Source organism: Fictibacillus sp. BK138, from assembly GCF_004216955.1.
Classification (GTDB): Bacteria; Bacillota; Bacilli; order Bacillales; family Fictibacillaceae; genus Fictibacillus.
In genome coordinates this window covers 3,200,239-3,213,378 of the sequence record NZ_SGXL01000001.1, presented here as the reverse complement: position 1 = coordinate 3,213,378, position 13,140 = coordinate 3,200,239, and the positions used below count along the sequence as shown (strand labels likewise).

Annotated in this window: 11 protein-coding genes; 6 read left to right on the top strand and 5 right to left on the bottom strand. The window is 39.6% G+C overall.

Annotated elements, in window-relative coordinates:
* Window position 1: 1 nt before the first annotated feature.
* The 4 genes from EV282_RS16170 to EV282_RS16155 all read left to right on the top strand — a co-directional run bounded on the left by EV282_RS16170 (window position 2) and on the right by EV282_RS16155 (window position 6,331).
* Window positions 2–1,195, top strand: coding sequence for a bifunctional 3,4-dihydroxy-2-butanone-4-phosphate synthase/GTP cyclohydrolase II (locus EV282_RS16170; protein ID WP_130296778.1), 1,194 nt, complete (start codon window positions 2–4; stop codon window positions 1,193–1,195).
* A 17-nt stretch (window positions 1,196–1,212) separates the two neighbouring features.
* Window positions 1,213–1,680, top strand: a complete 468-nt coding sequence (ribH, locus tag EV282_RS16165; RefSeq protein WP_130296777.1) for a 6,7-dimethyl-8-ribityllumazine synthase — start codon at window positions 1,213–1,215, stop codon at window positions 1,678–1,680.
* 860 nt (window positions 1,681–2,540) lie between these two features.
* Complete coding sequence (locus EV282_RS16160; protein ID WP_130296776.1) at window positions 2,541–4,298, top strand: ABC transporter ATP-binding protein; 1,758 nt, start codon at window positions 2,541–2,543, stop codon at window positions 4,296–4,298.
* A gap of 2 nt (window positions 4,299–4,300) precedes the next feature.
* Window positions 4,301–6,331 carry an ABC transporter ATP-binding protein gene (locus EV282_RS16155; protein WP_130296775.1) on the top strand — a complete coding sequence of 677 codons (2,031 nt, stop codon included), beginning with the start codon at window positions 4,301–4,303 and terminating at the stop codon, window positions 6,329–6,331.
* Window positions 6,332–6,558: 227 nt separating this feature from the next.
* Here the strand turns inward: EV282_RS16155 and EV282_RS20350 are convergent, their stop codons facing one another.
* Entirely contained in the window at window positions 6,559–6,711 is a 153-nt protein-coding gene (locus tag EV282_RS20350; protein WP_165389501.1) for a hypothetical protein, read from the bottom strand.
* 174 nt (window positions 6,712–6,885) lie between these two features.
* Here EV282_RS20350 and EV282_RS16150 point away from each other — a divergent pair, with 174 nt between their 5' ends.
* On the top strand, window positions 6,886–8,205 hold the full coding sequence (locus EV282_RS16150; protein WP_165389500.1) for a globin-coupled sensor protein: 1,320 nt from the start codon (window positions 6,886–6,888) through the stop codon (window positions 8,203–8,205).
* Window positions 8,206–8,252: 47 nt separating this feature from the next.
* Here EV282_RS16150 and EV282_RS16145 read toward each other — a convergent pair whose 3' ends face one another.
* From EV282_RS16145 to EV282_RS16130, 4 genes are all read right to left on the bottom strand, one after another.
* Window positions 8,253–8,588: a hypothetical protein gene (locus tag EV282_RS16145; protein ID WP_077363514.1), complete on the bottom strand. Its 336-nt coding sequence runs from the start codon at window positions 8,586–8,588 to the stop codon at window positions 8,253–8,255.
* Window positions 8,589–8,669: 81 nt separating this feature from the next.
* The gene (locus EV282_RS16140; protein ID WP_165389499.1) at window positions 8,670–9,191 is read right to left on the bottom strand and encodes a GDYXXLXY domain-containing protein; all 522 of its coding nucleotides are present in this window, start codon (window positions 9,189–9,191) and stop codon (window positions 8,670–8,672) included.
* The gene (locus EV282_RS16135) at window positions 9,184–10,422 is read right to left on the bottom strand and encodes a DUF2157 domain-containing protein (protein ID WP_130296772.1); all 1,239 of its coding nucleotides are present in this window, start codon (window positions 10,420–10,422) and stop codon (window positions 9,184–9,186) included. The genes EV282_RS16140 and EV282_RS16135 overlap by 8 nt, the downstream gene beginning before the upstream one ends.
* Before the next feature lie 196 nt (window positions 10,423–10,618).
* A complete protein-coding gene (locus tag EV282_RS16130) occupies window positions 10,619–11,395 on the bottom strand; it encodes an SDR family NAD(P)-dependent oxidoreductase (RefSeq protein ID WP_130296771.1) in 777 nt (258 codons plus the stop codon).
* Between the two features lie 143 nt (window positions 11,396–11,538).
* Between EV282_RS16130 and EV282_RS16125 the strand changes: the two genes are divergently transcribed.
* A complete protein-coding gene (locus EV282_RS16125) occupies window positions 11,539–13,056 on the top strand; it encodes an aldehyde dehydrogenase family protein (RefSeq protein ID WP_130296770.1) in 1,518 nt (505 codons plus the stop codon).
* Window positions 13,057–13,140: the final 84 nt, after the last annotated feature.

Sequence of the window (13,140 nt, the reverse complement as noted above, 5' to 3'; positions counted from 1 at the left end):
AATGTTCCACTCCATAGAAGAAGCTGTTGAAGATTTAAAAGCAGGAAGAATTGTTATTGTAGTTGATGATGAAGACCGTGAAAATGAAGGGGATTTTGTTGCCTTGGCAGAAGGGATAACAGCTGAATCCATCAACTTTATGGTTACTCATGGCAGGGGATTAGTATGTACACCGATCTCAGAAGAAATTGCTGTTAAGCTTGATTTATCGCCGATGGTTGCAGCCAATACAGATTCTCATGGCACTGCGTTTACGATTAGTGTAGACCACATATCAACCACAACAGGAATCTCAGCACAAGAAAGAGCGGCCACTGTTCGTGAGCTGGTGAATCAAGAATCTGCTCCATCTGATTTCAAACGCCCTGGTCATATTTTTCCATTGATCGGTAAAAATGGCGGAGTACTAAGAAGAGCGGGTCATACGGAAGCAGCCATCGATCTGGCAAGAATGGCAGGAAGCAAATCAGCTGGTGTTATATGTGAAATCATGAAAGAAGACGGTACGATGGCGCGTGTACCTGAACTTGTAGAATTAGCGAAACAGCACAATATGAAGCTCATTACGATAAAAGATCTGATCACGTACCGAAATAAAACAGAACAAATGGTGAAAAGGGAAGTCGAAATCAACCTTCCAACAGAGTATGGAGATTTTAAAGCGGTAGGCTTTTCAAATGTATTGGACAACAAAGAACACGTTGCGCTTGTAAAAGGTGATATAAGCGACGGTGAGCCTGTGTTGGTTCGAGTGCACTCTGAATGTCTGACTGGAGATGTCTTTGGTTCTAACCGCTGTGACTGCGGGCCGCAGCTTCATGCAGCTCTTTCACAGATCGATAAAGAAGGCCGCGGCGTCTTATTGTATATGAGACAAGAGGGAAGAGGCATCGGACTCATTAACAAAATGAAAGCTTACAAACTGCAAGAAGAAGGCCTTGATACAGTTGAGGCAAACGAACAGCTTGGATTTGCACCAGATTTGCGTGATTATGGAATCGGAGCACAAATCTTAAAAGACCTAGGGATCAACAAGATGAAACTTTTAACGAACAATCCTAGGAAAATAGCCGGTCTTAAAGGCTATGATCTTGAAGTTACAGAGCGAGTGGCGCTTCAGATGCCTCATAATGAAAGCAATGAAGACTATTTAAAAACAAAGAAAAGCAAATTGGGGCATATGCTTCATTTCTAAAACAGGAGGAACCAAAAATGGCAAAATTATTTGAAGGACATTTAGTTGGATCAGGATTAAAAGTAGGAATCGTTGCAGGACGCTTTAACGATTTTATTTCAGATAGATTAGTTTCTGGCGCGCAGGACGCTTTCAAAAGACATGGGGTGTCAGAAGAAGATGTGGATATCGCATGGGTTCCAGGAGCATTTGAAATTCCGTTAATCGCAAAAAAGATGGCGGATAGCGGAAATTATGATGCCATTATTACGTTAGGTGCTGTTATCCGCGGATCAACTCCACACTTTGATTATGTGTGCAACGAAGCGGCTAAAGGCGTAGCGCAGGCATCAATGACGAGCGGTGTGCCCGTCATTTTCGGTGTATTAACTGTAGATTCAATCGAACAGGCTATTGAAAGAGCTGGAACAAAAGCAGGAAACAAAGGCTGGGAAGCAGCGGTTTCTGCAATTGAGATGGCAAACTTAACACGCCAGTTCTCATAATAATACGTTTAGAGATCGGCCCGTCACTTTTAAGTGGCGGGTTTTTTAACGGTTAAAAGTTTTAAAATCAGGATTAGGGTTCTCCTGATTTTTTTTTGGATTGCAGTTGGTGTTTGTCGAAAATTCCATAAATCGCTTTTTACCGTTAATAAAATGTGAATTACCGTGAATATCATTCAGATTAGCGTGCATAAAAGTCATTATTATTTTTTTCATGAAATTGGACTCACCATCCTTGTCATCTTGTCATATATTGAATGGCAAAATAAAAATTTGGTATATCGAAAATAAATTGACATAGTTATTAGAATAGTGTTAAGATTACCAAAGTTACAAACTACAAAATTATGGAAAGGATGGTTGTGTCATGGTGAAAGAAATAATTGTTACTCAGATTACTGTCTGTATTGCAATGGGCAAAGACTCTACAATTTCATATCATGGCCTGCCGAAAGAGTTGTATTAGGATTCCTTTCTCTTAGTTTTGTCTGATCTTTATACATATTCATTACGCAGGTCACCCCAGTCGTGACGTGTGTTTTTTTATGGTTTCTAAAGCATATCGCCTTCGAGTGGTATGCTTTTTTATTTTCATTTGCACGAAGAGATCTCTCTTCTTTTGCAATATAAAAAGGCGAAGGTGCTTTTGGTCTTTTCTTAGATTCTCTTCATTGACAAGTTGATTGGAGAGCAAGGTACGAGCAACAAAGTCTAACAGCCTAAAAAAATCTGGAGGTAAAGGACATGAAAAATGGAGTGTTAATGGTGTGGCTAGAACGCAAGGATCATACACTTTTTGGGTAGCTCAATTATTACAAATTGTTTAATAGTAGACAGCGAGATAGAGAGGAGAGAACGATATGTTTTCGGTTTTAGGAAAGTTAGCCTGGTTTTTTAAGAGGCATTGGATAAGGTATACGGTGGCGGTCGTCCTGTTAACCGGTGTTGGAATTATTGAGATCATTCCTCCTAAACTAATAGGAAATACAATAGATTCCATTCATATGGGCACGATCACGAGAGAAGATATGATGAAAACTCTAGCGATCTTTGTGGCAGTACTCGTATCGATGTATATCACGATGTACATCTGGATGTACCAGCTTTTTGGAGGCGCTTTTATTATAGAACGGACGATGCGTTCGAGATTCATGCGTCACCTATTAAAAATGACTCCTACATTTTTTGAGAAAAATAGAACTGGAGATTTGATGGCACGTGCGACAAACGATTTAAAAGCCATCTCAATGACTGCAGGTTTTGGAATTTTAACGCTCGTTGATTCCAGTCTGTTCATGCTTACGATCTTGTTTGTAATGGGTTTTATGATCAGCTGGAAATTAACGTTCGCAGCTCTTATACCGCTGCCGGTTATCGCGTTTATTATTAAGAAGTACGGTAAAAAAGTGCATCAGCGATTTACGGTCGCACAGGATGCATTTGGGGAAATGAACGATTCGGTTCTGGAAAGTATTCAAGGCGTCCGTGTTATCCGTGCTTATGTACAGGAAGAAGCGGATGTAGAACGGTTCAACAAAGTAACAGAAGATGTTTTTGAAAAGAACCTTGCTGTTTCGAGAATCGATGCTCTTTTTGAACCGACGATTAAGATATTAGTAGGGATGAGCTATTTGATCGGATTAGGTTATGGAGCATACATGGTTTTCCATAATACGATTACCCTTGGAGAACTTGTTACCTTCAACGTCTATCTAGGTATGCTAATCTGGCCGATGATTGCAGTCGGTGAATTGATCAATGTGATGGAACGCGGAAGTGCTTCACTTGACCGTGTAAATGAAACACTAGCGTACGAAGCAGATGTTAAAAATGGTGAGGATCTTGTTCCTTTATCAGATCCGGGCACGATTAAATTTGAGGATGTAACGTTCAGATATCCTTCATCAGAGTCTGATAACTTAAAAGATATCAATGTTACGGTTAAGAAAGGTGAAACACTAGGAATTGTGGGACGCACGGGAAGCGGTAAGACGACATTACTGAAGCAACTGCTGAGAGAGTATCCTGCTGGTGAAGGGAGAATCAGCTTTTCTGGTGTTGACATTGAGGATATCGCCCTAGAGGACCTTCAAGGCTGGATCGGGTATGTACCTCAGGATGCGATTCTATTTTCTAAAACCGTTCAAGAAAACATATTGTTCGGTAATCGTTTAGCAGATACAGATAAGCTGAATCATGTTATGGAGATGGCGTCATTTAAAAATGATGTTAATTATCTTCCTGAAGGCTTAAACACCCTTGTTGGAGAAAAAGGTGTTGCGTTATCCGGAGGACAGAAACAGCGTGTATCTATCGCGCGTGCACTTTGTGTTGATCCTGAAATATTAATCCTTGATGATGCGCTTTCTGCAGTTGATGCAAAAACGGAGACGGCTATTATCGGGAATATTCGGAAAGAACGTGCGGGTAAAACGACATTTATTACGACGCATAGATTATCTGCCGTTGAACACGCAGACTGGATCATCGTTATTGATGACGGAATGATTGTGGATGAAGGCAGACATGAGGATTTGATTGCAAGAGATGGCTGGTATAAAGAACAGCATGAACGCCAGCAGATCGAACAAAACTTAAATGATAATAAGGCGGTGTAGCCATGAACGTTGGAAAACGCCTGTTTCAATACGCACTTCAATATAAAAAGAACTTCATTCTAGGGTTGCTCATGCTGACTGTTGCTATCGCAGCTGAGCTGACAGGACCATTTATCGCTAAAACAATGATTGATGATCACATCCTTGGTATTGAAAAACCATGGTATCAGGTGAGTGAAGAAGAAAAAGCGGCAGTGAAGTACGATGGAAACTGGTATAAACGAAGTGATCATTTTGATCAGGGAGAAAATAAAGGTAAAGAAATACGGGTTGTGCAGGTGAAACGTGATTATTTTGTAATTGATCAGCCTGTTTCAATTACCGGTGAACGATCAGCTAAAAACGGAGAAGTTACGATTTCATATAAAGGGAAATCTGAAACTTACCCGGCAGATAAGCTGAGTATCAGTGAAACATTCTCTTTTTATGAACCTGAAATTGCAGGGATCATGAAACTTATGATGATCTATTTAGGATTGCTTCTATTCGCAGCATTCTTTCAATATGGGCAGCGCTATATGTTGCAGCGATCATCAAACTTGGTTATCAAAAAAATTCGCCAGGACGTATTCGCCCACGTTCAGCGGGTAGCGATCACGTATTTTGATAATCAGCCGGCAGGTAAAATCGTTTCGCGCATTACAAACGATACAGAAGCGATAAAGGAGCTTTTTATTAACGTACTTGCGAACTTCTTTACGGGTATCATCTATCTGACAGGTATCTTCACAGCATTGTTCTTGCTCGATGTTAAGCTTGCAACGATCTGTTTGATCCTCGTACCGATACTGGTAGTCTGGATTAAGATTTACCGCAAGTTCGCATCCAAATATAATCATAAAATCCGTTCAACATTAAGTGATATTAACGGAATGATCAACGAATCCATTAACGGTATGACGATCATTCAGGCATTTAAGAGACAGAAGGAAACAACAGAAGAGTTTGAGACAATGAATAAAGAATACTTCACGTTTCAAAACAAACTGTTAAGTCTGAACGCCATGACAGGACACAATCTCGTGTTATTCCTGAAGAACCTTGCGTTCATGGCTTTTATCTGGCACTTTGGAGGGCAGGCACTTGGAATTGGTTCAGCTATATCAATCGGTGTGCTATATGCATTCGTAGATTATTTGAACCGAATGTTCCACCCTGTTACAGGGATGGTGAATCAGCTTGCTCAACTGGAACAGGCACTGGTTTCCGCTGAGAGAGTTTTTGTATTAATGGATGAACCTGGCCAGACGGTTACGAAAAATGAGATCACTCGTTATAAAGGAAATGTAGCATTCAAGGACGTTACGTTCAGCTATGTGGATGGAGAACCTGTGCTGAAAAATATTGACTTTGAAGCGAATCAAGGTGAAACAGTAGCGCTTGTTGGCCATACCGGCTCCGGTAAGAGTTCAATCATGAACTTGCTTTTCCGTTTTTATGACATTAAGCAGGGCAAGATTACGATTGACGATCAGGACATCATGGAACTGTCCAAACAAGAAATGCGTCAGCATATGGGAATTGTTCTTCAAGATCCTTTCCTATTTACAGGAACGATCGCATCTAACGTCAGCCTTGATAATCCAGAGATTACGAGGGAACAAGTCGAAAAGGCGTTAACTGATGTTGGAGCAATGCCTTTTATTAATAACTTGCCAAAAGGACTGGATGAGCCTGTTATCGAGAAGGGGAGTACGCTCTCTTCAGGACAGCGTCAGCTGATCTCGTTTGCTAGAGCACTCGCTTATAATCCGGCTATTTTAATTCTGGATGAAGCAACAGCAAGTATCGATACTGAAACAGAAGCAGTCATTCAGGAGGCACTTGATGTATTAAAGCGGGGAAGAACGACGTTCATTATTGCTCACCGTCTTTCAACCATTAAGAGTGCAGACCAGATTCTCGTTCTTGACCGCGGTGTCATCGTAGAACGCGGAAATCATGATGAACTGATGGAGCAAAAAGGACGATACTTCCAAATGTATCAGCTTCAGCAAGGGAAAACAGAAAAACGTACTGAAAAAACAGCTTGATGACTCCTGTAATTGTGAAAAATAGATGTTTTTGAGCGCTCGTAAGATGATTTTGAGCGAAACGGGATGGGTTTTGAGCTTAGCTAGAGCAGTTTGAGCGTAACTTGACGTATTCTGAGCGTAACAAGCCATTCTTGAGCGAAAGTGTAATAAATATAAGAACACGTACCGTAAACAGCAAAAACGAGCTGATTCAACTTCCGTTGAGCCAGCTCGTTTTCTTGTATTTAACCTTCTTCTTTATTCTTTTCATCCATTTCATCGTTTTGTTCGCCATCATCTACACCATTATCCTGGTCGACGCCATCACCGCAAGCAGTTAATCCACCTAATGTTAACATCGCGGCCAGTGTACCGGCTGCCCATCTTTTTTTCCACATGTGAACCACTCCTCGTTTCATTATTTTTAGTAATAGTTATTTTTGCTTACTTGAAGATACCCGATTTGTGGTCGATAAAACATAGGAGTGACAAAATGTGATAAAAGTCACATCGATTCGCTAAATTTTGGATTAGATTAAATGAGTGATCATAAAGGAAGAAGGAAAATATCTATGGCTTCAATCCTAAGCATTCTTACTAAAAAAGCTGAAAAAACCCCAGTTACAAAAATACCTAATGATTTTATGAATGAAGTGAAAATTGATGTGCCGAAAGACAGTGAGTGGCAGAAGCAATTAAACATGATTTCTCTTACACTCGAAGATCTGTGTCTTATCAAGTCGTTAAAGCCATTAATTTCAGAGAACATTGAGGGAATTGTAGATCAGTTCTATAAAAATATTGAATATGTTCCTGGCCTTCTGAAAATTATCCAAAAACACAGTTCAGTGAACCGTTTAAAAGTTACGCTGATCAAACACATCCAAGAAATGTTCGATGGTATCATCGATGAGAGTTATGTGGACCAAAGAAGAGTAATCGCCCACATTCATTTTAAGATAGGATTGCAGCCTAAATGGTATATTTGTTCGTTTCAGGATATGCTTCTGTCCATTCTATCCATTTTAGATAAGAATATCGAAAGCAAGGTAGAATACCAGCAAGCTGTCAAAGCAGTAACGAAAATTTTGAATTTTGAACAGCAGATTGTTTTGGAAGCTTTTGAATTTGAACAGATAAAAGAAAGAGCACGACACGAAGAACAGAAACAGCAGATCACCCAATCTGTAGGGAATTCTGTAGAAGAGCTGGCAAGCATCTCAGAGGAAACAAGCGCTGCACTGCAAGAACTTACGTCTAAAGCAGACGAAGTTGTGGTATTCGCTAAAGATACAGCTGAATCAGCGGGAGAAGTTTCGAAGAATTCACTCGCAGGTAAAAACAAACTTGAAGAACATCAGCAGATGATCAATAAAGTAAAAGAGCAATCTGAACAAATTTCTGCAGAGCTCATAAACCTTGAACAGGCTACAGTTAAAATCAATGATGTGGTTGATATTGTAACAGCCATTGCTGAACAAACGAATCTTCTATCACTGAATGCAGCAATTGAAGCGGCGAGAGCTGGAGAAGCAGGTAAAGGGTTCTCGGTTGTTGCTCATGAAGTCAGAAAATTAGCTGACCAGACTAAAACTTCAGTATCTGGTGTATCAGACCTTGTGAAAAATACTCATAAAAGGATTGAAGCAGTTTCGGAATCTGTAGCAAGCATTCACCACTTTATTAATGACAGTGTTTCTGAAGCTACAGAGATCTCGGATTTCTTTAATGCGATTTTATCTAAAATGGATGAAAGCACCGAGAGAAGCGGGAAGCTTGAAAATGAAGTAGAAGTTATGGCAGAAGTAATAGAAGAACTCAGCCAAGCGGTAGGACAAATCGCTATTTCTGCGGACTCTCTTTCAGATGTAACAAGAAGCATGCAGGATTAAAAAAAGGGGCTCCCAAAAGTAAGTGTACCTTACCTTCGGGATGCCCTTTAATTTTTATTTACTACATATTGAGCTCTGCTTGTTTCAAAGGACACGATATCCGAATCGAGTCTGATGTCTGTAATTCCGTCAATTGGGATTTCGTAAGTGATTGCAGGAAGTTCTACTGAAGTGCCTTCTTCTGCAGCATACGCTGTTCCGTGTAAAAACAATATGTGGTCTCCTAAATATTCATCTTCTGCATCTCGCTGTTCGAATGTTGCTTTTTGCAGGGAAATCCTGATTTGGTCAATATCACCTGTTTCTTCCTTGCGTATTGATATTTGATTTCCAGCCCAGCCGTTAATTACATCTTTAAGTTCAATTATTTTAGTATCAGACATTGTTTTCACCTCATTATCAATTTTCCCGTAATATGCAATCTTAAACCGAAGAAAAAAAGCCCCTTTTAAAGAGGCATTAAATTAACGAGGGTTTATATCTGTGATCTTATGTGCTCCCCAAGGTGCGATTCTAACTGTAACAGCCATATCGCTTGCTTGCTTTTCTAACGTTTTACCGGTATTTTCTTCAACATAATAACGTTCCATTCCATAATGAATCTGCATCTGTTCAATGGTGTCTCCCCATAATCTTTCGGCTTTCCCTTTTAAAATAACCTGGTCATCATGCACTGGAGGTTTTTCAGGATGAACACTTTGAACGTCATAATAACCTTCCTTGTTTTCTTCCAGTACAACAAATACTGTCTGCTGTCTGCTCGTTAATAAATTTTTTTCACCTTTCCATTTAGAAACAGGAACAGTACTGATATCAAAACGAAGCGTCACGTAATCACCGTATAGGATGTCTCTTGGATCGACGGGAACGGTTTTTATTTTGATCTCTTTACCAAAATAATCGATGCTGTAGTAGCTTCCAGCGATAAAAAGTAAAAATAACACTTGAAGGATAGCCGCTATGATCCAGCCTTTTTTTCTATTCATGATGCGGCCCTCCGTTTTTGAGGATTTTCTTTTTCTTGCGCTGAAGGAAACCATTAAGTATGAATAACAGGATACCCCCGATTAAGAAAAACACTGACTTTGGCATGAAAGCCCATGCGAGGTTGAAGTACCCCATTAAACAAACAAGCAAGAAAAGGACGATTCCAAAATTGATTTGTGAGCGATTTTCATTTTTATACCCCTCTGCGAGCATGAAGCCAGAATAGGCAAACATAACTACTAGATATAACAGACCAGTTAGCAGTGGATCTGCTGCTTTTGCTATATAAAAATACGGAACGAAGATCATTAATTCCCACGAAGGCAGATTTGGGCCACCTTTTCTTTTACTTAGAATGGCTAAGGCAAAAATAACGATCAAGGCTGGCAGATAAAATGCCGCATTCGGGAATTCAAAATCTGATAAAAATTCATTTGTAAGTGTGAAATACAAACCGTACGCATAAGCAAACCCGATTAGAGAGCCCATTCGTTTAAACGATTGTTTAAACAACGATTTATTTATCCACATGCTAGCCGTATATAAGGCAAAACCAAACAGGAAGAACCAGAGCAGGTTTAGATCTTCGATAATGACCAACAAGAATGCTTGAATACTCAATCCGATTGTAAAAAGCCAAGTTTCCAATGCCCTTGGGTATAAATAAACAAAGCCTCCAATACTTATCAGAAAGACAGTGAAAAGAAAATAACTAAAGGTATCATATTCTCCCATACTGTACAGCTGTCCGCCTATTGTTAATACAGCTAAAAGAAAGAAATAAAGCTTGTGTCTGTCTCTGAATAAATAGAATAAGGCAGGCAGACTCCAAAAAACAAAAAGTCTTGCATCTGTGGCAGTCAGGTGAAAAGTTTGACCTAACAAAATAATACTTGCTCCGAAGGTCACGATACCAAGAAGATTAAGCGATGTTCCAAGCGTTTCATTGCCTTTTTTAAGATGTTTATCACCGGCTACATAGAAACTGATCATGATTAAAATTAAAAGACCGAGCCTTGCTAGGGGAGGAATATCACTCCAGTTGGATGCGATAAATGATAAAATACCGATCGCGATTAATATGCTTGCTAATACAGGTAAAATGCCAGTAGATTTTTTGGCTTCTTTTAAATCTGGATAACGGGCAACGATTAGTTCAAGCTGGTCAGGCGTAATGATTTTCTCTTCGACCCATTTTCGTCCTTCATGTCTCATCCATTTTTGGTTCATCTTATCCCACCTCACCACAAGTATATGTAAGTATTTCTGGATTCAGATTAAATTTTAAAAAAGTTCTCTATAAGTGTAATATTACACTATATGAATAAGGCTATTCAAGATATAAAATGAAGATTAAATTCGAACTGTTTATTGTCGATATAAAAGTTTAGGAACAGCTTGAGAGCAAGCTGTTCCTATCGAAGGGCTACTTTTTGTCTTGAACATAATGAACAATCTTTAATACGGACTTTCGAGGCAGAAAGCGGACGAGGTTTGCTAATGCGTTATTTTTAAAACCAGGAATCTTTAATGATTTGTTATCCATTAAAGCTTTATATCCCTCCAGGGCAACATCACGGGCATCCATTGCTCCTGATTGGAATAGTCTTGATGACTCAAGGCTTGCTCTTTTTTCAAAGTTTGTAGCTGTAGCTCCAGGGCAAAGAGCCGTTACGCTCACATTTGTATTTCTTAGTTCGTAATTGACTGCTTCAGAAAATGAGAGTACATATGCTTTAGTTGCATAATAAACAGCCATTAGTGGTCCAGGCTGAAATGCAGCAGTTGAGGCTACATTTAAGATTTTACCGGAATTCCGTTTGATCATGCCTGGAAGAAGCTGTTTTGTTAAGGCGGTTAAGGCCATAATATTTACTTGGATCATATCTTTTTCTTCTTTCCAAGATGTCTCATTAAATGGACCATATGCTGCAAAACCAGCATTGTTGACCAGTACATCTACCTCAATTCCTGCTGAGGCAAGTCCAGAGGTTAATTCATCTGCACTTTCAGGGAGACTTAAATCTTTTGCAGCAACTGTAACATTCACGCCATATTTGGATTTTAGCTCATCAGCGATCTCTTGAAGTCTTGATTCGTTTCTAGCAATAAGCACTAGATGATACCCATCTTTTGCAAAGAGAGATGCAAACTCTAGTCCGATTCCACTTGATGCGCCGGTGATTAATACTGTTTTATTCATGAAAGGTTAACTCCTTTTTGTTTATGTTTATATGTTTAAGTATATCGACATATTATCACATTATAAAAAATAAATAAACAACAAGCTCAAAAAAAGGTATGATTAAAGATGTATGAATATTTTGATAAAAGGAGGTGCGCAACATGAAGAACGTTTTGATTGCAAAGCATCCTGCTACAGGGGAAACCATTGATCAATGGCTTGAAACAGACATTCAGCAAGTTCCTGACATGCATGAGAAAGCAGCGGCAGCATTTAAGTTTTGGTCGAGTCGTTCTTTGGAAACCAGGCTTTCTTTTATAACAAAGATGAAGCATTATCTATTGGAAAATATGGATGAAATCGTTGAAGAAATATGTTCAGCAACAGGGAAAGTAAAGACAGAAGCTTTGACTGCAGACCTTATGCCTGTCATTGACATTCTGCAGCATTATGAGAAGCGCGCACCAAAAATATTAAAGCGCAAAAGGGTATCAACACCACTTCTTTTTGTTGGAAAGTCTTCTTATGTGGATTATTTTCCTTTAGGAACGGTTTTAATCATCTCTCCATGGAACTATCCGTTTCAGCTTTCCATGACACCCGTTATATCAGCATTAATTGCTGGTAATTCAGTGATTTTAAAACCCTCTGAAGTAACACCGACTATTGGTCTGTTAATAGAAAAGATCGCAAGAGAAATCAATCTGCCTAAAAACCTGCTGCAAGTTGCTCACGGCGGCAAAGAACTCGGTCAAGAACTCGTTTCCGGAACTCCCGACAGTATTTTTTTTACGGGATCTGTTGAGACCGGAAGAAAAATCGGAATAGAAGCAAGTAAGAGGTTTATTCCGTACACACTGGAGCTTGGCGGGAAAGATCCGATGATTGTATTTGAAGATGCTCCTTTAAAAAGGGCTGTTCACGGTGCGATATGGGGTTCCTTTACGAATGCTGGCCAAGTATGTATGTCAGTAGAGCGCGTATATGTACAAAGCTCGGTTCATGGAGAATTTCTAGATCTTCTTGTAGAGGAAACGAAAAAGCTGAAGATGGGAGAGGACGTAGGTTCTTTAACCTTCGAGAATCAAAAAGAGATCATAAAAGATCATGTGCTGGATGCGATTGAAAAAGGAGCATTGCTTCTGACAGGAAAACACCCTGATCAATGGGGAGAAAGCATGTATATCGAGCCGATGATCCTAACAAATATCACCGAAGATATGAAGATCGTCAGAGAAGAAACGTTTGGTCCTGTAATGCCCGTCATTGCGTTTACTACCGAGGAAGAAGCCATTCAAAAAGCGAATAGTACGGAATTCGGCTTGAATGCAAGTGTCTGGACAAAAGATAGCGGAAAAGCGAACCGCGTTACATCAAAGCTTGTTACAGGCAATGCCGTGATCAATGATGTTCTGGTTTCTGTTGCCAATCCCCATCTTCCGTTTGGAGGTGTCAAGAGCAGCGGCACTGGAAGATATCATGGTGATGAAGGATTATACACGTTCAGCCGTCAAATGTCCGTTATGAAAGATCCTGGACTTAAGCAAAAAGAGATCAACTGGTATCCTTATCAAAATAAATATAATAAAGTAAGAACTCTGATCCAGGCTTACTTTTCAAATAACAAACAAAAAGCAGAGCTATTACGTTCATTCTATAGACAGCTGCTTAAAAAATAAAAGCGATTCAGCATAAGCTGAGTCGCTTTTTTTATGGCTTTTTTGAGGAATTTAATCCTTTCTTCGTAGACAAGTTGATTGGAG

What these genes read in the sequence shown, in the direction of transcription:
- EV282_RS16170 (WP_130296778.1), top strand. Translation starts at nt 2, where the DNA reads ATGTTCCACTCCATAGAAGAAGCTGTTGAAGATTTAAAAGCAGGAAGA.
- ribH (WP_130296777.1), top strand. Translation starts at nt 1,213, where the DNA reads ATGGCAAAATTATTTGAAGGACATTTAGTTGGATCAGGATTAAAAGTA.
- EV282_RS16160 (WP_130296776.1), top strand. Translation starts at nt 2,541, where the DNA reads ATGTTTTCGGTTTTAGGAAAGTTAGCCTGGTTTTTTAAGAGGCATTGG.
- EV282_RS16155 (WP_130296775.1), top strand. Translation starts at nt 4,301, where the DNA reads ATGAACGTTGGAAAACGCCTGTTTCAATACGCACTTCAATATAAAAAG.
- EV282_RS20350 (WP_165389501.1), bottom strand. Translation starts at nt 6,711, where the DNA reads ATGTGGAAAAAAAGATGGGCAGCCGGTACACTGGCCGCGATGTTAACA.
- EV282_RS16150 (WP_165389500.1), top strand. Translation starts at nt 6,886, where the DNA reads ATGGCTTCAATCCTAAGCATTCTTACTAAAAAAGCTGAAAAAACCCCA.
- EV282_RS16145 (WP_077363514.1), bottom strand. Translation starts at nt 8,588, where the DNA reads ATGTCTGATACTAAAATAATTGAACTTAAAGATGTAATTAACGGCTGG.
- EV282_RS16140 (WP_165389499.1), bottom strand. Translation starts at nt 9,191, where the DNA reads ATGAATAGAAAAAAAGGCTGGATCATAGCGGCTATCCTTCAAGTGTTA.
- EV282_RS16135 (WP_130296772.1), bottom strand. Translation starts at nt 10,422, where the DNA reads ATGAACCAAAAATGGATGAGACATGAAGGACGAAAATGGGTCGAAGAG.
- EV282_RS16130 (WP_130296771.1), bottom strand. Translation starts at nt 11,395, where the DNA reads ATGAATAAAACAGTATTAATCACCGGCGCATCAAGTGGAATCGGACTA.
- EV282_RS16125 (WP_130296770.1), top strand. Translation starts at nt 11,539, where the DNA reads ATGAAGAACGTTTTGATTGCAAAGCATCCTGCTACAGGGGAAACCATT.